The sequence below is a fragment of the Emticicia sp. SJ17W-69 genome, from assembly GCF_051209875.1.
Classification (GTDB): Bacteria; Bacteroidota; Bacteroidia; order Cytophagales; family Spirosomataceae; genus Emticicia.
In genome coordinates this window covers 939,639-958,350 of the sequence record NZ_JBNTQY010000001.1, presented here as the reverse complement: position 1 = coordinate 958,350, position 18,712 = coordinate 939,639, and the positions used below count along the sequence as shown (strand labels likewise).

The window sequence follows — 18,712 nt, the reverse complement described above, 5'->3', positions numbered from 1 at the left end:
TTACTTTTCGTGCGATGTGTTTTTGGAGACGCATTTCAATGCGTCTCTACCAGTCCTCATTCTTCTACTTTGGGTGCTTTTGGTGGAATTGGTGTGCTAACTCTCGCTGGACGAGGTGCTACTCGTGGCGTAGGTGTTGGTGCATACGAACTACGAGGAGCTGAAGGTGCTACTCTTGGAGTTGGTGAAACTTCTCTCATCAAAGGCAAAGGTGGCATTGGAGCTGAAAGGTATCCTGAACGATTATAATTATAGTTTTTACCATAAGTGTTAAAATTAATATTATCGCCTTTCACGCTAATTCTCAAATCTTTTTCGCCAATGTTTTTATGACGACTACCCCAAGTTTGGTTAATCCAATTCCAAACTTTTTCATAAACTGCTGGTGTTTGGGGTTCAAGATCAATTAAAAGCTTTTCACCCTTCAAACGTACTTCAAAATCTTTTTTATCTTTTATCAAACCTGCATTGAAAAGCATATCTGCAAAATCAAGCATTTGTTTTTTGAAACGTACTTCTTCTTCTTTGGCCAATTTTTCAAGTACTTTTCCTTTTTCTTCCATGATTCTTCCCAAACTATCCATTGGCTTACTGTAACGTTCCATCAATCGACTGAGACTATCCATAGGAGATTGTAAACTATTCATTTTTTGTTCAAAAGGTCGCATTTCTGCTTCAATTTTATTCATTTCTGCTTCTTGTTGGTGCATCAATTTTTCTAATTCACGCTCTTTTTTCTGTAAATCTGCGATTTTATGTTTGACTTCGGCTGGCATCTTTCCATCATCATATTTCATTTCTAATTTTTGCATTGCCAAACTTGCCTCTTGCATTTCTATCGAAAGTTCTTGAATTTTTTTCTGTGGAAGCTGCATTTTGCGTTGAATTTGTTCCATTTCAGCTCCATGCTTTTCCATTTGTCGGCCATATTTCTCTTCCATTTGTTTGCCATAAATCTCCATTTCTTTGCCATATTTTTCCATCTCCTTACCCAAACGCTCCATTTCGGCTTCTACTTCATCAAGAGCAGAAGTATCTGATATAGCTATGTTTTGTTTGTTCATAACACTATTTTTAACAGCTAAATCCAATGACTTTTTTGTTTCAATTAATTGCTTGCTCGTCAATGTTTTATCTTTTTTTGTTGTTTCTTTTTGTGCATAAACTACACCCAAAGCAACCACCAAAATCATTCCTAATACAGCAGCCCAATTGCCATAACTCATTGGTTTTGAGTCATTTATGCCAATAATTCTTTTAATTCTATCCATAAAAGTTTGGCGTTTTGCCCCAAATGCCATTGCCAAACGTGGTTGTTGTTGGTAGCTTGCTACTTGCGTAAGAGCTTTTGCTAAAATCATTCTATCACCACAGATTTTGACGGCATAATCATCACAACAGTTTTCTCTTTCGTCACGTACTTTTGCCGAAATAAACCATGTTGCAGGATGAAAGAAAAACAGGATCTCAACAAAGTTTTGGAAGATATTGACCAAATAATCATAGCGTTTGATATGTGCCAATTCATGAGCCAAAATAGCCTCTAACTGCTTGACTGACAGCCCAGTAGTTATTCCAACTGGTAGCAAAACAACTGGTTTTAACCAACCAATTGTCATTGGTACAGTTGCACGGGCTGATTCGAGCAATTTAATAGTAGTAGGCATTTGTATTTTTTCAAGAAGCTTATCCATCAACTCCTGAATATCAGTACTTATCGGCTTTACTTGTTGTACTTTCAAGCCTTGTACATAAGTAAAACCAAGCACCAAACGAAGCAATAAAATACTTGTACCAATCATCCAGAAAGTAACGAATAAATCAAGATTACTTTGCAAGAATAACTCAACTTGTTGCAAAAAACTTAATTTTTTGGGTGTAAATGCCAAATTAGATGTTTGAGTCAAAAAGTTTGAAAATACTTGATTTTCTGATACATAACTTAAATTTTTGACGGGCTCATAAATTGCAATAAAACTGACTAACGAAGATAAAAATTGTAAACACAAAGCACCAAGCCCTAGCCAATAACGAGTATTTGAAGGCTTGTAAAAATAATACAAAATACTGAATATCAACACAATAGCAATTCCTTGCCAAATTGAGTGAATAAGTGTCCAGCCTAATGCCGAACTAAGGTTTGATGGAATAATTTCAAATAGCTTTTTCATATTTAGTCCTCAGTTTTTACATTATGCCTTATGAGGGTATAAGACATAAATTGATTGAATTGATAATTTTATAAACCTAAACTTTTTTCTTTTTCTGCAATTAATTTCTTTATTTCCTCTAACTCATCTACACTAACCTCTTGATTACCAAGCATTTGCATCACAAGTTTCATTGCCGAACCTCTGAAAGTAGCATCAACAAATTTTCCGAGTAATAGCTGTTGGGTTTGCTCCTCTCCTATGGCTGCTTCATAGAGATGATAACGACCTTCCTCTGTGCGGCTAACAATGTGTTTTTCGTGCATTATCTGCAAAAGTTTGAGTGTTGTTGTATATCCAACCTCCTTTATTTTTAGCAGTTCGTCATTTACTTGCCTGACTGTGGCTTTGCCCAATTGCCACAAAATCTGCAAAATTTCTAATTCCGACTCGGTGGGCTTTATTGATTGTATATTTTCCATAAACTTTACTTACGAATTATTTCGTAGCAAATATAATACGAAATGATTCGTAGTTCCAAATTTTATTACGAATATTTTCGTAGATGAAACAAAATTTTATTTTTTTTAATAATTCTTCATTAAAAAAACTATATTTGATTTCTATCTTTCATCAATCACTATGCCTAAGAAACTCAACGAATTGATTGCCCGTAGTTCATTCAATTTTACCTTGTTTGCTTCTATCACTGCATTTCTAACCTATATGTGTTTTTATCCATTTAGGCGAGCCTACACTGCAGCAACTTATGAAGATTTAGCATTTTTTGGTGTCAATTTTAAAATATTAATCATTACTGCCCAAGTATTGGGCTTTGCTGTTTCTAAGGGTTTAGGCATTAAGTATGTATCAGAAATGTTGCCAGCCAATCGCTCACGTAACTTATTGATAATGATTGCTTTATCTTGGATTTGTTATTTATTTTTTGCCCTTACTCCTGCCCCGTTCAATCTGATTTTCATATTTATGGCGAGTTTACCTTTGGGGATGGTCTATGGTACAATTTTAGGTTTTTTAGAGGGTAGAAAAACAACTGATTTATTGGTTGCTGTGCTGACGGCTTCTTTTATTATGGGTTCGGGTTTTGCCAAAAGTATCGGTAAATGGGTAATGACTAGCCTTGAAGTGAGTCAATTTTGGATGCCGTTTGTAGCTTGTGCCATTATGATTGTACCGTTTTCTATTTGTACTTGGTTAATGGGACAAATTCCACCACCGACAGAGGCCGACAAAGAAAATCGCACCGAACGAAAGCCTATGCAAAAAGCTGATAGAAAGGCATTTATCAAAGAGTTTTCGTTAAGCATGATTATTTTTGTCATTTCTTATGTATTGCTCACAACCTTTCGGGAGTTCCGAGATAATTTTACACCTGAGATTTGGAAATTGCTTGGTTATGGTAATAATTCTGCCATTTTTACACAAACCGAAACGCCGATTGCGATTACAGTTTTGTTGATGATGGCTGCCATGCGTTGGGTACAAAACAACTACAAGGCATTTATAATCATACAATTATTGATGTTGGCAGGGGGAGTTTTGATTGGTGTAAGTACGCTACTTTTTCAACAACATCTCCTATCGCCTGTGGCATGGCTTACGAGCTTGGGTTTGGGCGTTTATATGGCCTATTCGATGTGTAATAGTTTGTATTTTGAACGAATGATTGCGGCTTTTAAGAAATCGGGTACCGTTGGTTTCTTGATTACATTTGCTGACTATTATGCTTATTTGGGTAGTATTTTAGTACTTTTTTACAAAAACTTCTTCCAAAAAAGCATCAATTACCTCGACTTTTTTATCATTCTATCTTATTGTATATCAGTTGTTTATGTAATTTTAGTCGCTCTTTCGATGTGGAATTTGAGCTTGAAAAAGGCGAACGCTACTGAAAATTAATTTTATTTGGGATTGAGCTAAGATTGTTGTGATATTGTATAAAAGATATATTTATCAACCCTAAACCTACAAAACAAGATGCCATCGAAAGGATAAATTAAACATAACCCCACTACATATTACTTATTGAACATTTAGCCAAACTGGGTTTGTTTTGTCCTTAAACTATGCTTACCCTTTCTTTGGTCTTTAATAATTTGCTCTTAAGAGTTGACGAATTATTGAAATTTTATTTTTATTTACTGTAGTTCTGATTAACCCAAAGTTACGCCGCTTCTCGTTTTATTGCAATTTTAATAAATTCCAAAACACACTCTTATCCTATTCTTTAATAATAGTAAATTTATTCAATTTATCTATTTTGGTAGTTAAACGAATAAAATATGTATCGGGTTGCAAATGTCTTAGGTCAAGAGTAAATATCTTTTCTGTTGGTTGAACTTCCAAAACTTTTTTCAAAAGAGAAGAATAAACCTCAATAGATTTTATAATTTCTTTTGATTCCAATCTAACCAATCCATTAGTAGGATTAGGGTAATATTGAATATCTGTCTCTTCTACATTATCATCGCTTGTTTGTGAATTTGTATCTGTTGTTCTCGCTGATGGATTATTTAAACGAACAAATTCATTATAATAGCGTTTACCCATTTCTCGCTGTCCGTCAGAATCGAAGTGAATATCATCCAAATAATTATTAGGTTTTGAAATAACAAAAGGTAGTGTTGGATCGGCAAACCCCGTATAGGTTATTCTATTAGGCGTATTTTTAATAATAGTATTTGTGGCTATTCGAGAAGGATAAGCATTTGCCCAAAATGGGACAAATCCACCTAAAATAAATTTTAATTGGGTAGGATTAGCCTGTTTAATATCATTTCTCATATTTGAAATTAATTTATCTAAGGTTGCTTGATACCCACTCGTAGGACCAGCATCATATTCTCCTTGATGCCACAAAATAGCTACTACTTTACTACCAGGTATGTTGTTTAATACATAATTGGTTCTATCAATAGCATCATTATACAAAGCTGTACCTTTGATCCAAGAAGCAATAGCTGTACCAGCATAGCCACAAGGAATAATAAGAATTTTTCTTCCAGAATTAGATAAAATATTTTTGACATAAAGGTTAGCAAATGTAATTGCAAAACTATTTCTATTTGTTGCCTTTGTCCAAAAATCCAAAGCTGGAGAAGCTTTATCAATTCTATAATCTTTTCCATCATATCGTTTCAATGCATAAACTTTGGTACTAACAGTATCTTTTGCAGGTATTAATGGATAGCCATAATGGGTATTTGATTGCCCAGCAACTAAGATAATATCATATCCTGTATCGCAGTTTTGTGCCCATGCTCCTGAGCTAAATAGTAGTAAAAGAAAAGATAGTAAATGTTTTTTTTTCATCAATGTTTTTAATTAAAAATTTGCAAAAAAATCAATGTGAATTTAAGTTTATAATTGATTGAGCTGAACCTTCATCCAAATAAATATAGATGTTGGCTTTTCAATCTTAAATTAAGACATTCCATCAAATCAAAAAGTCACTCAGTTAGTCTAAATATTTATTGAGTTTTTATGTCAGCCGTTGTTACAATGGCATTTGCTTAATACGTTCTAAACATTGACTAAATTAAAATTTAGCTAACTACGAACATCACATAGCTCTATCTTGCTGAATTTATTACAAAATCTTGTACAATTCATTGATTTTGAGGTTATTTGCCTTATGAAACTACACATCAATCAAACCAATACGACAAGATTTTTAAGGAAAATATCGAAGCTGCCATTTTAAGCATCACGCAAAATATACTTAAAATTAAAGCTATTTCTTTGGAAGAACTGCCTGATGATATTCAACACACCAAAGAACGAAAACCCAATGTTTTAAAGAAAGTTGTTGATAATCAGGGCAATACCTTTGTTTTACAAATTGAGTTTCAAGTAGCAGACGAATCTGAAATGATTTATCGTATGGCTGAATATTTCATAATGCTTGAAAGAAAGTACAAAATGGCTATTAGGTAGTTTGTCATCTTTCTTGGGTCAGATATTCCTAAAATGCCCACGCAACTTGACAGAGAAATGTTAAAATTCAAATTTCATTTGATTTCTCTATCCAAACTTGACTATCACTTATTTCTAAAATCGAACAAACCTGAAGAAATAATTCTGGGTATTTTGGCAGATTTCAAAGAAGATGAGCCTGAAAATGCTATCAAACAAATAATTCACAGAATTGAAGAAACTGCCGAAGGAGGTTTTTCGTTAAAAAGATATTTCAACCAATTGCGTATTTTAGCACAATTGCGTAACTCATAGATGAAGAAAGAGATGTTGCCTATTTGATAGGCAAAGAAAAAGAGCAAACCAAGTTTGTAAGTTATTTACTAAAAGAGGCGAATAGAACTCTTGACCAGATTGCTGATATTGCAGGTGTTACGGTGGACTTTGTTAAGGATGTCAAGCAGAAAATTTCTGACAAAAATAAATAGCCTTACAATTAATTGGGCTTTTAATTCTACATATATATGCGTTCGCCCGAATGCTCGTAACTATCAATCTAAATAAAAAGATACATAACACTCCTGTAAAAATTGAGCATCCTCAATTCAAACTTCTTAAAATATTAATAGTCTAACATTCGCTTTGTTTATTATTTATACGGATGCTTACATTTTTTCTACGTTTTCTTGGAAAATAAATTATTAATTATTTACTTTGTAATACAAAGTACTTTTTAATAATTAAAAACATAAAATTATGACAGCAAATAACAACCGATTAATGATTATCTTATCAGTCGCAGGTCTTTTATTATTGCTACCTTTGATGGCGATGCAGTTTACGAGCGAAGTAAATTGGACTTTTTCTGACTTCATCGTAGCGGGTATTTTATTATTTGGCACTGGCGGACTGATTGAACTGGCTATACGAAAAATTAACAAAGTAGGAACAAGAATTTGGGTGATTTTAGGAATATTGATAGTACTATTTCTAATTTGGGCCGAATTAGCCGTTGGGATTTTCGGAAGTCCATTTGCGGGCAATTGATTGTGAAATATTATTCAAACATATAAAAACTCATTCTGATAATTATTTAGAATGAGTTTTTTTCTTTAAAGCTCTCTGTTCCAAAAGGTACCATAAACCTTGAATGAGAAACATACAAAAGACTTAATAAGACTTCTACATCAAAAATCTTATCTCAATCTCGCTCAAAATGTCAGATTCTCCTATTTATAAAGTGTAAATTCTGTCCTACCTTTGTGCGAAAAACTACCCGCTATATTAAATGAAAACCCACAGTAAAGTACCGAAAGAAATAATTGCTTTTACATCTTGTTCAATGGTACTTACAGCTCTTGGCATTGATATTATGCTTCCTGCTTTTGCTGATTTACGTCGTCATTTTTCGATTGTCGAACAAACTGCCCAAACCGATAAACTGATTTCGTATTTTTTTATGGGGCAAATCACTCAGATAGTTTTTGGCTATTTAACCGATAAAATGGGCCGATTGCCTATCTTACGGTTTGGTGTGATTTTATATATTACCTGCGGTTTTGCTACTGTTTATGCACCAAGTATCGAGTGGATGTTTGTTTTTCGATTTGTATCAGGTATGGGGGCGGCCGCCGTATTGATGACCTCCATTGCATCAGTGCGTGATAGGTATTCGGGAGATGAAATGGCTCGAATTATGTCGTTAGTACTGGCGTTATTCTTGTTTACGCCCGTTATTGCACCTGCTTTGGGGGCTTTTGTGTTAAAATTTTATTCTTGGAAATGGGTATTTCTGATTCCGCCTACGTTTGCCATCATTGTGCTTTTGTGGTCGTTTCGAATTGATGAGTCGCACCCCGAAGAAGCCCGAATTCATTTACCTATCAAAAATTTATTGCCCAAATTCAAATCCATCATTACCGATTGGCATTTTCTACGCTACTCCATTATTGCCACCCTTCTGTTTGCGATTTTGAGTAGCTACGTTTCAAGCTCCGAACGAATCATTGGCGAAATTTATCAAAAACCGCAACTCTTTCCCACTATTTTTGGTACGATTGGTCTACTGATGGCCATTTTATCGTTGAGTAATTCGTTCTTTACTCGAAAGTTTGGTGCAAAAAACACACTTCGAGCCATACTTTTGATGTATCTCGGTGTTTCGGCTTTACTTGTACTCGCAACCTTTTTCTTAGGAAATCCACCTCCAATGATTCATTTTTTTGCACTTATTGCACTTTTAATGGCATTTACTACCGCAGGCGACCCCAACAGTAGTGCAATGGCATTAGAGTTTATGGGTGAAAACGCAGGCTTAGCTGCTTCAGTTTACGGAACAATCTTTTTCTTTATTGGATCAAGTATCGGTGCAGCCATTAGTAGCCAGCTTTCAGATGGCGTTTTGCCTTTGGCTATCAGTGCTTTTGTAGTAAGTGTCTTAGCAGTGGTATTATCTTTTAGCGATAAATCTGATAAGTTTTCTTCAAAGTAAAATAGGCACAATATGGAAAATTCCTTAAAACAAATACTATGGCGGCAGTTTGGAGCAAGTATTGATATGCTTAAAAATGCAATTATTCTCTGTCCAACAGAATTTTGGGATACCGAAAAGAAGTTTTGGTATAATGCTTATCACTGCTTATTCTTTTTAGATTACTACCTCACACTTGAGCCAAGCAATTTTTTGCCACCAAAGCCATTTACACTTTCTGAATTTGAAGACAGAATGCCCGAACGAGTGTATTCTAAAGAGGAATTGTTAACTTATTTGCTATTTTGCCGACAAAAATGCCAAAATTTAATTGGCGAAATGACAGACGAAATATCAAAGAGTTTTTGGACAAATGAGTCTAAAACGATGAGCTACAATGTCATTGAAATATTACTTTATAATATGCGACACGTTCAGCACCACGCAGCACAACTCAACTTATTATTACGGCAAGAAATAAACAATGCACCAGAATGGGTTTATGAGGCAGAAGACAAACTATGATTATTTGATAAAGACTTGTTACAACCGTAAATTTATCTATTAGTTGGCTCATCACACTTAAATTAATTTCTATTTTGAAAAATATTGCATTTTTATAATTTTACATAATATTTGTTTATGAAATCTCACTTCTTTTAATTTAATTTCGTTATGGAAACACAAAGCTATTACTATAATGAGTAGGAATGTTTTAATTGCAACAACCAGCCAACGGGTTTTTCCTGGTGGGAAGGCATCTTCTGGCGTATGGCTTAGCACAATTGCTCGTTTTGCTCGAGTACTTGAAAAGCATGGATATAACTACACTTTTATCAGCCCCAAAGGTGGTGAAGTACTCATTGATAAACACAGTCTCAATTGGATATTTGCTAAGAAAAGCGATTGGGAATACTACAATAATGAAAACTTTCGAGAAAAATTACGCTATACCCTATCTCCTCAACAAATCAATGCTCAGTATTATGATGCGATCTATTTTGCAGGTGGATATGGAGCTTTAGAAGACTTTCCAAACAATCAAGCTTTTCACGAAATTACCAAAACAATTTATGAGAACGGAGGAGTAATAGCTGCTGTTGCTCATGGTGTCAGTGGCTTAATGAATATTCGACTCAACAATGGCAAATACATGGTTGATAACAAGCAAGTCACAGCTTTCTCTAATTTGGAAGAAATATTAGCTGGTAATAGAAAATACGTACCATTTTCTATTGAAAATGAGCTCAAAAAAAGAGGTGCAATCTTCAAAAAAGCGTTACTTCCTTATGCTCTATTTTTAGTATCCGACCAACAAATCATTACTGGACAAAGCCCGTGTGCTTCGGGAGCCATTGCGAAAGAAATCATTCGTAAATTACATAATGTAACCGATAGTTTAAAAGAAGCACAAAAAATTCACATCCAAGACAATTCTAAATCACTTCGTCCAGGTTGTTGATAATTTATCAAATTTATTTTTCATTTGACAACAAAGAGTTATTTCTATAGCCTGGCTTATCAAGGTACCAATCTGGGTATTTTGAGCCACCACTTTCTACCCATTCTTGAAAATGCAAATACCCATTAATAATTTTTTGTGTTTCTTTGGGGAAGTTAAAATTTTCATTTAAGTTCAATGCCCAAGGTAAACCTGTTTTATTTATGTAATAAATCCCCTTAGCAGTCACTGAATTATCATCGGACGTACCCAAAACACTTAAGTTAGCTTTCTGAGTAGGAGCAAAATTAGCTAAATGAATTTCAATACCTCGGTTATCTTTTTGAAACATAAAAGGGTTGAAAGGTGCTGTACCTAAATCAGATTTATTAATTGGTGAAGTAAACCTAATTCTGAGATTAAGCGTATCGGCTTTATTACCTATTACTTGTTTAAAAGCATTATCGAAAGCAATAACTGTTGCATATTTTTGCCCAGTTTCTGTACCATTGGCAGCATTTATAATGACACCATGCAAAAGCGATTGCCCCGTAACACTAGCAATACTTGACGAAGGAATTGGTAATTGAAACCCCCATCCATTGATGATACTTGCTAGGCATGATTTTACATAAATTTTTGCTTTTAATTCTACAATTTGGTTATTAGCATTCATAACTTCCTGAAATTGGTAGTTTACCACAAGATCATTCATATCATAATCTCCTCGAAATGGCCACAAATCTTCATAGGCGAGTGAGCTATAAGTATTTTTTGAAGGAGTAAAGTTATTCATCGCTCTACTTGCATCGTTTGGATATTCATCATGCAAATCACTTATACCATCGATATCAACATCATTTTTGCTTTCTATAATAGAAGGAATATGATCTTTATTAACCGCTCTTACAGGATCTGAACTTGCAAAGAAAATAGCATCATTAAAATCTTGGTCGTAACTGATATTTTGTCGATTAGTGTCTTCAAAGCTAAAAATTAAACGGTTGGTTTTGGGGTCATTTAGCATGATTATGTGACGTTTATTCTCGGCAACTGTTTCAACATTCAATACATCATGGCTATAATAGATATTATTGTTGCTTTCAACAGTAGATTTGGATGTAAAAGCATTTACCAATAAGGCAAAACCAATACCTGTACCTGCTTTGAATCGTCCTATTTTAACTTTATCGCCCGAATTTAATCCACCACCATTACCGACATAAGAAATATTTGGGAAAATAATATTCAATGAAGATACCTCTGTAATTTTGCTTGGAGGATTTTTTAAATCGAAAGTATAAAAACCAAGCGTGTTCTTCAATGAAGCACTTTCATGTACAAAGGTAATCCATACATCGGCATCTTCAGTAATATTTAGTGTATTGACATTTGAGGCACTTAAATACTTAGGATTTGCCTTTGTTACCGCTACATTCTCCGAAAGGTTAGCGTCAATTATGCTTAAAAACTCAGAAGAAATCAAATCTCTTTCTTTTTCCAAATAATGAGGGACACCATTGGCATTCCAAGTTCCAAAGTTTGTGATTGTTGGAGATAATTGGTTTAATTTATTTAAATCACGTGAACTATTCAAATTAGGTAACAACAGTGCATTATCAATCATGCTTGCTGTGATCACTGGGTTTTTCCCTCCAAAAGTCAATTCTACTGTATTATTAACAACATCAACTATAAACTCTTGGGGTAAACCTATAAATTCTGTTCTTACCAAAACCTTTTGTATATAAGTTGGAAGTTTTCGATTAATTTGTAATAAACCTGTTTTTGGTGTAATACTTTTAAATAATAATTGTTGTTCGGGAAAGCTATAAACAACTATGGGAATTCCTTTGATAGGTTTATCATCATTGTCGAGTGTTTGTATCGCAAACTTTATTTCAATGGTTGTCTTATAATCAAAATTTAGTGGAACATGAAGGGCTTCCATTGATGATGTTGCTGTGGCAGGGATGGCATTTATTGGAGCAATATCTTTTTTAGGGAAGCAACTTGCAAGACTAAGAGTTATAGCAATAATATATACTAAAAAAAGATAAGATTTTGTTTTCATAGCATTGCTTAATTGGCACTAAGCTTTTTTTTAACGAAGTTAATCCTTAGATAGGCATGAGCAGAAGATATTTCGATAACTTGGAGTTTCTTAGGTATTTTTGGTTGAAAAGCACTTGATTTTATAAAGCTCCAAAAGCCATAATAGGTCATTTGACATAGATTTATGAAATCAGCTCGATTAAAAAAAGAATTAAACCACTCAAATACCTTGTATTGTTTTACACGAAAATTTCCCCGTAGGTTTTGTCAATTAAGCTGATCAAAGCGTAATTTTACTTATTAATCATTTAGCAGCTTTGGCAAATGAATTCTGGTAAGAAAAAATCATTTTGAAATTACCTGTCAAATCTTGTTAATTTGTGTAGATTTACTAAAAAAAGAGTAGTTGCACCTTGAACACCAATCCTAATATAACGATTAAAGACATTGCTCGAAAGTTCAAATGTTCTCCTTCAACAGTGTCGAGGGCTTTAAATGACCATCCGACTATCAATATTGAAACACGAAAAACCATTCAAGAATATGCTCAAAAAATGGGTTATCAACGAAATTCCCTTTCATTGAGTTTACTTCATAAAAGTACCAAAACGATTGGAATCATTCTACCAAACATTAGCCAATTTCATGAATCCTCGATGGTTGAAGGTTTACAATCAATTTTGCAACCATTGGGTTATTTATTGAATATCTGTGTAACAAATGAGCATTTTTTAATTGAAAAAGAATATACTGAGCGACTTTTAGCCAATCGGGTGGATGGAATTTTTATCTCAATTTCACAAGAAACGTATAATGAAGGTCGGTATGAGCATCTTCAAATGGCTTTTCACCGAAACATTCCCTTGATTTTTATCGACCGAAAATATGATGAAATTAAGGCCGATGGCGTCACAATTGATGACTATCATGGAGCATTTATGGCTACCGAACACCTTATTGATGTAGGTTGTACAAGGATCGCACATTTGCGTGGACCAAAAGGGTTAACAGTTTCCGAACAACGTCTTAATGGTTATAAAGATTGCTTGGTAAAGCATCATTTCCCTATTGATGAAGCACTAATTCGATTTTCTAACTTCAAGCCAGAAAGTGCAATAGAGCCGACCCAATATTTTTTAGATTTAGCTAATCCCCCGGACGGTATTTTTGGCGTAAATGACCAAGTTTGCTTTGGAGCATTGAAAGTTATTCGTGAAAAGGGCATCAAAATACCAGAAGAAATAGCAATTATCGGCTTTGATAATTCACCCATTTCGCAATATTTTTATCCTCCTCTTAGTACGGTAGGCCGCCAAAGTCAACCAATTGGCGAGGAGGCCGCTAAGTTATTTTTGAAACAGATTACTCATCCATCTGCTTCAAGTAATATCGTTCTTTCGCCCGAACTAATTATCAGAAAATCATCTAAACGATAACTAGGTTTCTTCTTCAACTCTAAAATTTTAGTGATCCGTGAGACCACAGGAGGGTTAAAAAATGACCAACGGCTTATATTTGTTACATTAATTGTAATAAAGTTTCAATAATAGTAAGCAAAATATTTCTCATTTATAGCCTGATAAACTTTTTATTTTTAGCAACTTTGCTCAATCAAAAATTCAATTTTGTGTGGGCAAAGTTGACTCATGATATATTCAGATAGCATCTAAAATCTATTATCCAAGCAAAGAATATTTTTCATAAGTAGTAAAAAGTTTTTTTAGTAATACAATGGCTGAGGGCAAACTCGTTTAAGTTGCTGGTAATTAATTAAAGTCGTTTTATATTTACTTACTACCTATTATTTAAAATCAATAAAAATGCAAAAGCGTATCATATTCCTCCTACTTATCTCTATTTTTAGTCAATTAAAAGCACAAAAATTACCGCCAAAAACTGAAGTTTTGAAAGCCTTAACGGTTGCAAATGACTATTTTATGAATGAATGGTCAGATGTCAGTAAACCCATTTGGGCAATTGATAAAACTCGTCCAAGTAATATTTGGACTAGGGGTGTTTATTACGAAGGACTCATGGCTCTTTATAAAGTTGATAAACAAAAACGTTACTACGACTATGCAGTTTCGTGGGGAGAAGCACATCAATGGGGACTCCGTAATGGCACAAAAACTCGAAATGGTGATGACCAATGTTGCGGACAAACCTACATAGATTTGTATTTGATTGACCCAAAACCAGAACGAATCAAAGACATCAAGGAGTGCATAGACAATATGGTGAATAGCGAAAAAAAGGATGATTGGACTTGGATTGATGCCTTACAAATGGCTATGCCTGTTTTTGCCCAATTAGGTGTGATTTACAAAGATGACCGCTATTATGAAAAAATGTACCAAATGTATATGCACACCAAAACAGTTCAAGGTGAAAAAGGCTTGTACAATCCCGTTGAAAAACTTTGGTACCGAGATAAGGATTTTGACCCACCCTATACAACACCAGCGGGCAAAAGTTGTTATTGGTCTCGTGGGGATGGTTGGGTAATAGCGGCATTGGTTCGAGTGTTGGATATTATGCCTAAAAATGCTCCACACCGAGAGGAATATGAAAAAACCTATTTGGAAATGATGCAAGCCTTGCCCCCACTCCAACGAACTGATGGATTTTGGAATGTAAGCCTTACGGATGCATCTGATTTTGGTGGAAAGGAACTTACCGGCACTGCATTATTTACTTATGGAATGGCTTGGGGCGTGAATAAAGGTTTATTGAACAAAAAAACTTATACCCCTATCATTGCCAAAGCCATGAATGCCATGATAAAAGATTGTGTCCATCCAAATGGATTTTTGGGTTATGTACAAGGCACAGGAAAAGAGCCAAAAGACGGTCAGCCTTTAAGTTATGACAAGGTACCAAACTTTGATGATTTTGGTGTTGGCTGCTTCCTTTTGGCTGGTGCTGAGGTTTATAAAATGAAATAAAACATTGATAATTAATATTTTACAAAAATGTTTAATAAAGTATTCTCTACTAACAACTCCACCCAACCCTCCCCGATAGGGAGGGTTTTTATCTTCCTCCCACTTTTAGGAGTAGGATTAATTATAATCCTTCTTACAAACACTATTGCTACTGCTCAACCAAAATGGAAGCCTATTACTCAGCAATCCAAACCTTGGTCTCGTTGGTGGTGGGAAGGTAATGCTGTAAACCCAAAAGATTTGACCTACAATATGGAAAATTACCAAAAAGTAGGGTTAGGAGGTTTGGAGATTACGCCTATTTATGGTGTAAAAGGTTACGAATCACAGTTTATTGATTTTCTTTCACCCAAATGGGTTGATATGTTTAAGCATACCCTCAAAGAAGGAACTCGCTTAGGCATGGGCATCGACTTGGCAAATGCTTCGGGTTGGCCATTTGGAGGACGTTGGGTTACACCAGAAGATGCCTGCAAATATGTTGCTCATAAAACTTACCTTTTGAAAGAAGGAGAACAACTTAATGAAACCATCGCACTCAATCAAACGCCTTTATTGAGATATGTATTACCTAAAAAGACTGAAATTGGAGCTTTGAAATACCCGATTTCAGCCAATGAAAATTTACAAGAATTGGCCATTGACCAAGTACGTTTTGAGAAGGCAATGCCTTTACAGACTTTAATGGCTTATTCAGATAAAGGTGAAGTTTTAAATTTAACAGAAAAAGTAAGCAAAGAAGGAAAACTTAACTGGAAAGCCCCAACAGGCAACTGGGCACTTTATGCCATTTTTCAAGGTTGGCATGGCAAAATGGTGGAACGTGCTGGCCCAGGTGGCGAAGGTGATGTAATCGACCATTTTTCGGCAAAAGCTATCAAAAATCACCTTACAGCTTTCGATAAGGCTTTGTCGAAAGATGATATTTCAAGTATGAGGGCATTCTTCAATGATTCTTACGAAGTCGATGATGCTCGTGGGCAATCTGATTGGACTGAGGCATTATTTGATGAATTCAAAACTCGTCGAGGTTATGACCTTCGTAACCATTTACCCGATCTTTTCAATAAAGAAAATACTGACCTCAATCACCGAGTTTTGTTTGATTATAGAGCGACAATTGGCGATTTGATTCTTGAAAAATATACGACTGAATGGGCAAAATGGGCTCATGCACGTGGCAAAATTGTTAGAAATCAAGCTCATGGTTCGCCTGCTAATACTTTGGACTTATATAGTGTCGTTGATATTCCTGAAATCGAAGGAACAGATTTGTTGAGAATAAAATTTGCTTCATCTGCAGCCAATGTAATGGGTAAAAAACTCGCATCAGCCGAGTCGGCAACTTGGGAAAATGAGCATTTTCTTTCAAATTTAGCTGATGTGAAGCGAGCATTAGACCTTTTTATGGTGGGTGGCATCAATCATCTTTTTTATCATGGCACCAATTATTCGCCCAAAGAAGCTGCATTTCCAGGTTGGTTATTTTATGCTGCCGTACATTTTACGCCTCACAATCCTTTTTGGAAAGATTTTGGTACTTTAAACAATTACGTAGCTCGATGTCAAACTTTCCTTCAAGATAGCAAGGGAAACAACGATGTATTATTTTACTTTCCTATTACTGACCGCCTGACCGAGCCTTCTCCTAAAGGTTTATTGGAGCATTTTGATGGCGTAACGCCAGAATTCAACGGCACAGATTTTAAAGAATTAGGGCAAAAACTCCTCGACCGTGGTTATGGCTTCGATTTTATTTCAGACAAACAAATTGGCCATTTAAATGCTAAAAATCAAGAAATTTTGACTGGTGGCATTAGCTATAAAACTATTTTATTAGCCGAAAGTGAGCAAATTCCTCTTGAAACTTTTGAAAAATTAGTCACCTTAGCAAAGCAAGGGGCCAATATTATTTTTCATAAAAAACTCCCTATTGATGTGCCAGGTTTAGGAAATTTAGAAGCAAGAAGAACTAAATTTAAGAATATTTTAGCTCAATTAAATTTTAGTAAAACAGCTTTAGGGTTTAGTCAAGCCAAAATTGGTCAAGGATCCATTTTGGTAGGCGAGAACTTAGAAGAAATGATGATCTTCGCTAAAATTCATCGTGAAACAATGATTGATAATGGTTTGCAGTTTATCAGAAAAAGCTCTGAAAAAGGCAATTATTATTTTATCAATAACAAAACTTCAAAAGCCTATGAAGGTTGGGTAAAATTAGAGGCAATTGCGAAATCGGCTGCATTATACAACCCAATGACAGGAGCTTTAGGCATGGCAAAGTTTAATTCAAAAACCAACGAAGTTTATTTACAATTAGCTGCTGGCGAATCTTGCATCATTGAAACCTATAAAACACCAATAAAAAGCACAGAATATGCCTACTGGAAAACAAAAGCCGAGCCTCAAGAATTAACTGGAAAATGGAAAATTACATTCCTCGAAGGTGGTCCAAGTTTGCCAAAAACAGTTGAAACCCAAACACTTGGCTCATGGACAAATTTAGATGACGAAAGTTACAAAAACTTCTCAGGAACAGCCTCGTATTCGCTTGAATTCTCAAATCCAAGTAGCTCAACATCAGGGTATTGGCTCGACTTAGGCAAAGTAGCAGAAAGTGCAAGTGTGACAATAAATGGGCATTTTTTAGGTACTTTACTTGGCCCAACTTATAAAGTATTTGTCCCCAATAGCATGTTTAAAGCTCAAAATACCTTGGTCATCAATGTATCCAATTCTATGGCAAACCGAGTAATAGCAATTGAAAAACAAGGTGAGGTTTGGCAAAAGTTTTATAACATCAATGTATCGGCCAGACTCAGACCAAACTTAGGAAAAGAAGGCTATTTTACCACCAAAAATTGGCAACCATTGCCCTCGGGTTTATTAGAAAAAGTAACACTGACACCTTTAGAAATGCAATAGTTTTTTTATCCCAACACTAATTATTGAACTCTTTTCTTCGTTTATCTTTAAATTTTCCTAATTTTGACGCAAAGCCAATGGTAATGCTATGAAAATATTAGTAATCGAAGATGAAGCAAGAACTGTTCAACTCATCAAACAAGGGTTGGAAGAACAGCAGTGGGAAGTTGATGTGGCTTACGATGGCCTAATTGGATTACAATTGGCTACCCGAAGTCCTTATGCCATTATTATTTCGGACATCATACTTCCTGGAATGAGTGGTTTAGATTTATGTCGAAAACTCCGAGAAAAAGGAGTTGTTTCTCCTATCTTATTATTGACAGCTTTAGGCACAACCGATGATAAAATTGTAGGTCTTGATGCTGGTGCGGATGATTATTTGGTAAAACCATTTGAATTTCGAGAATTAATGGCTCGAATAAGGGCATTGACTCGCCGAAATTTTGGTTCGATTCAAACAGCTAATTTACTCAAAATTGCCGACCTCGAAATGGACTTAGATGCCAAAACTGTCACTCGAAATGGCAAGGAAATTATACTTACTGCCAAAGAATTTGCCCTACTTGAATATTTCATTAGACACCAAGGACGAGTGATTTCAAAAGTTGAATTAGCAGAAAAAATATGGGATATCACCTTCGATACTGGTACAAATGTGATAGAGGTTTATCTTAATTTCCTTCGTAAAAAAATAGATAAAGACTTTGAACCAAAGCTTTTACATACCCAAATTGGTATGGGCTATGTAATGAAAGTAACAACCTAAAGAGTGCTGAATTCTGAGTCT

15 protein-coding genes are annotated in these 18,712 nt (G+C 34.9%); 11 read left to right on the top strand and 4 right to left on the bottom strand.

Annotation, left to right across the window (positions count from 1 at the left end; all coding sequences use genetic code 11):
• Positions 1-56 precede the first annotated feature (56 nt).
• Both ACQUQZ_RS04190 and ACQUQZ_RS04185 read right to left on the bottom strand, forming a co-directional pair.
• Positions 57-2,171 (bottom strand): M56 family metallopeptidase, encoded by a 2,115-nt coding sequence (locus tag ACQUQZ_RS04190; protein WP_435353497.1) that lies wholly within the window; start codon positions 2,169-2,171, stop codon positions 57-59.
• 68 nt (positions 2,172-2,239) lie between these two features.
• A complete protein-coding gene (locus tag ACQUQZ_RS04185) occupies positions 2,240-2,632 on the bottom strand; it encodes a BlaI/MecI/CopY family transcriptional regulator (protein WP_435353496.1) in 393 nt (130 codons plus the stop codon).
• Between the two features lie 160 nt (positions 2,633-2,792).
• Between ACQUQZ_RS04185 and ACQUQZ_RS04180 the strand changes: the two genes are divergently transcribed.
• On the top strand, positions 2,793-4,070 hold the full coding sequence (locus ACQUQZ_RS04180) for a DUF5690 family protein (RefSeq protein ID WP_435353495.1): 1,278 nt from the start codon (positions 2,793-2,795) through the stop codon (positions 4,068-4,070).
• A 321-nt stretch (positions 4,071-4,391) separates the two neighbouring features.
• Here the strand turns inward: ACQUQZ_RS04180 and ACQUQZ_RS04175 are convergent, their stop codons facing one another.
• Positions 4,392-5,483, bottom strand: coding sequence for a sialate O-acetylesterase (locus ACQUQZ_RS04175; protein WP_435353494.1), 1,092 nt, complete (start codon positions 5,481-5,483; stop codon positions 4,392-4,394).
• A gap of 315 nt (positions 5,484-5,798) precedes the next feature.
• Between ACQUQZ_RS04175 and ACQUQZ_RS04170 the strand changes: the two genes are divergently transcribed.
• From ACQUQZ_RS04170 to ACQUQZ_RS04145, 6 genes are all read left to right on the top strand, one after another.
• Positions 5,799-6,107: a hypothetical protein gene (locus tag ACQUQZ_RS04170; RefSeq protein ID WP_435353493.1), complete on the top strand. Its 309-nt coding sequence runs from the start codon at positions 5,799-5,801 to the stop codon at positions 6,105-6,107.
• Between the two features lie 33 nt (positions 6,108-6,140).
• Positions 6,141-6,401: a hypothetical protein gene (locus ACQUQZ_RS04165; protein WP_435353492.1), complete on the top strand. Its 261-nt coding sequence runs from the start codon at positions 6,141-6,143 to the stop codon at positions 6,399-6,401.
• 441 nt (positions 6,402-6,842) lie between these two features.
• Complete coding sequence (locus ACQUQZ_RS04160; RefSeq protein WP_435353491.1) at positions 6,843-7,133, top strand: hypothetical protein; 291 nt, start codon at positions 6,843-6,845, stop codon at positions 7,131-7,133.
• Positions 7,134-7,374: 241 nt separating this feature from the next.
• Positions 7,375-8,577: an MFS transporter gene (locus tag ACQUQZ_RS04155; protein ID WP_435353490.1), complete on the top strand. Its 1,203-nt coding sequence runs from the start codon at positions 7,375-7,377 to the stop codon at positions 8,575-8,577.
• Positions 8,578-8,589: 12 nt separating this feature from the next.
• Positions 8,590-9,081 (top strand): DinB family protein, encoded by a 492-nt coding sequence (locus tag ACQUQZ_RS04150; RefSeq protein WP_435353489.1) that lies wholly within the window; start codon positions 8,590-8,592, stop codon positions 9,079-9,081.
• Positions 9,082-9,256: 175 nt separating this feature from the next.
• Positions 9,257-10,018 carry a type 1 glutamine amidotransferase domain-containing protein gene (locus ACQUQZ_RS04145; protein ID WP_435353488.1) on the top strand — a complete coding sequence of 254 codons (762 nt, stop codon included), beginning with the start codon at positions 9,257-9,259 and terminating at the stop codon, positions 10,016-10,018.
• A 13-nt stretch (positions 10,019-10,031) separates the two neighbouring features.
• On the opposite strand, the gene ACQUQZ_RS04140 is transcribed toward ACQUQZ_RS04145, so the two are convergent.
• Entirely contained in the window at positions 10,032-12,071 is a 2,040-nt protein-coding gene (locus ACQUQZ_RS04140; protein ID WP_435353487.1) for an LruC domain-containing protein, read from the bottom strand.
• A gap of 394 nt (positions 12,072-12,465) precedes the next feature.
• On the opposite strand from ACQUQZ_RS04140, the gene ACQUQZ_RS04135 reads away from it, so the two are divergent.
• The 4 genes from ACQUQZ_RS04135 to ACQUQZ_RS04120 all read left to right on the top strand — a co-directional run bounded on the left by ACQUQZ_RS04135 (position 12,466) and on the right by ACQUQZ_RS04120 (position 18,691).
• A complete protein-coding gene (locus ACQUQZ_RS04135; protein ID WP_435353486.1) occupies positions 12,466-13,488 on the top strand; it encodes a LacI family DNA-binding transcriptional regulator in 1,023 nt (340 codons plus the stop codon).
• A gap of 384 nt (positions 13,489-13,872) precedes the next feature.
• A complete protein-coding gene (locus ACQUQZ_RS04130; RefSeq protein WP_435353485.1) occupies positions 13,873-14,997 on the top strand; it encodes a glycoside hydrolase family 88/105 protein in 1,125 nt (374 codons plus the stop codon).
• 27 nt (positions 14,998-15,024) lie between these two features.
• Positions 15,025-17,922: a glycosyl hydrolase gene (locus ACQUQZ_RS04125; RefSeq protein ID WP_435353484.1), complete on the top strand. Its 2,898-nt coding sequence runs from the start codon at positions 15,025-15,027 to the stop codon at positions 17,920-17,922.
• A gap of 88 nt (positions 17,923-18,010) precedes the next feature.
• Positions 18,011-18,691 carry a response regulator transcription factor gene (locus ACQUQZ_RS04120; protein WP_435353483.1) on the top strand — a complete coding sequence of 227 codons (681 nt, stop codon included), beginning with the start codon at positions 18,011-18,013 and terminating at the stop codon, positions 18,689-18,691.
• Positions 18,692-18,712 lie beyond the last annotated feature (21 nt).

Excerpts from the sequence above, each read along its gene's own strand:
- ACQUQZ_RS04190 (WP_435353497.1), bottom strand. The coding sequence starts at position 2,171 with ATGAAAAAGCTATTTGAAATTATTCCATCAAACCTTAGTTCGGCATTA.
- ACQUQZ_RS04185 (WP_435353496.1), bottom strand. The coding sequence starts at position 2,632 with ATGGAAAATATACAATCAATAAAGCCCACCGAGTCGGAATTAGAAATT.
- ACQUQZ_RS04180 (WP_435353495.1), top strand. The coding sequence starts at position 2,793 with ATGCCTAAGAAACTCAACGAATTGATTGCCCGTAGTTCATTCAATTTT.
- ACQUQZ_RS04175 (WP_435353494.1), bottom strand. The coding sequence starts at position 5,483 with ATGAAAAAAAAACATTTACTATCTTTTCTTTTACTACTATTTAGCTCA.
- ACQUQZ_RS04165 (WP_435353492.1), top strand. The coding sequence starts at position 6,141 with ATGCCCACGCAACTTGACAGAGAAATGTTAAAATTCAAATTTCATTTG.
- ACQUQZ_RS04160 (WP_435353491.1), top strand. The coding sequence starts at position 6,843 with ATGACAGCAAATAACAACCGATTAATGATTATCTTATCAGTCGCAGGT.
- ACQUQZ_RS04155 (WP_435353490.1), top strand. The coding sequence starts at position 7,375 with ATGAAAACCCACAGTAAAGTACCGAAAGAAATAATTGCTTTTACATCT.
- ACQUQZ_RS04150 (WP_435353489.1), top strand. The coding sequence starts at position 8,590 with ATGGAAAATTCCTTAAAACAAATACTATGGCGGCAGTTTGGAGCAAGT.
- ACQUQZ_RS04145 (WP_435353488.1), top strand. The coding sequence starts at position 9,257 with ATGAGTAGGAATGTTTTAATTGCAACAACCAGCCAACGGGTTTTTCCT.
- ACQUQZ_RS04140 (WP_435353487.1), bottom strand. The coding sequence starts at position 12,071 with ATGAAAACAAAATCTTATCTTTTTTTAGTATATATTATTGCTATAACT.
- ACQUQZ_RS04130 (WP_435353485.1), top strand. The coding sequence starts at position 13,873 with ATGCAAAAGCGTATCATATTCCTCCTACTTATCTCTATTTTTAGTCAA.
- ACQUQZ_RS04125 (WP_435353484.1), top strand. The coding sequence starts at position 15,025 with ATGTTTAATAAAGTATTCTCTACTAACAACTCCACCCAACCCTCCCCG.
- ACQUQZ_RS04120 (WP_435353483.1), top strand. The coding sequence starts at position 18,011 with ATGAAAATATTAGTAATCGAAGATGAAGCAAGAACTGTTCAACTCATC.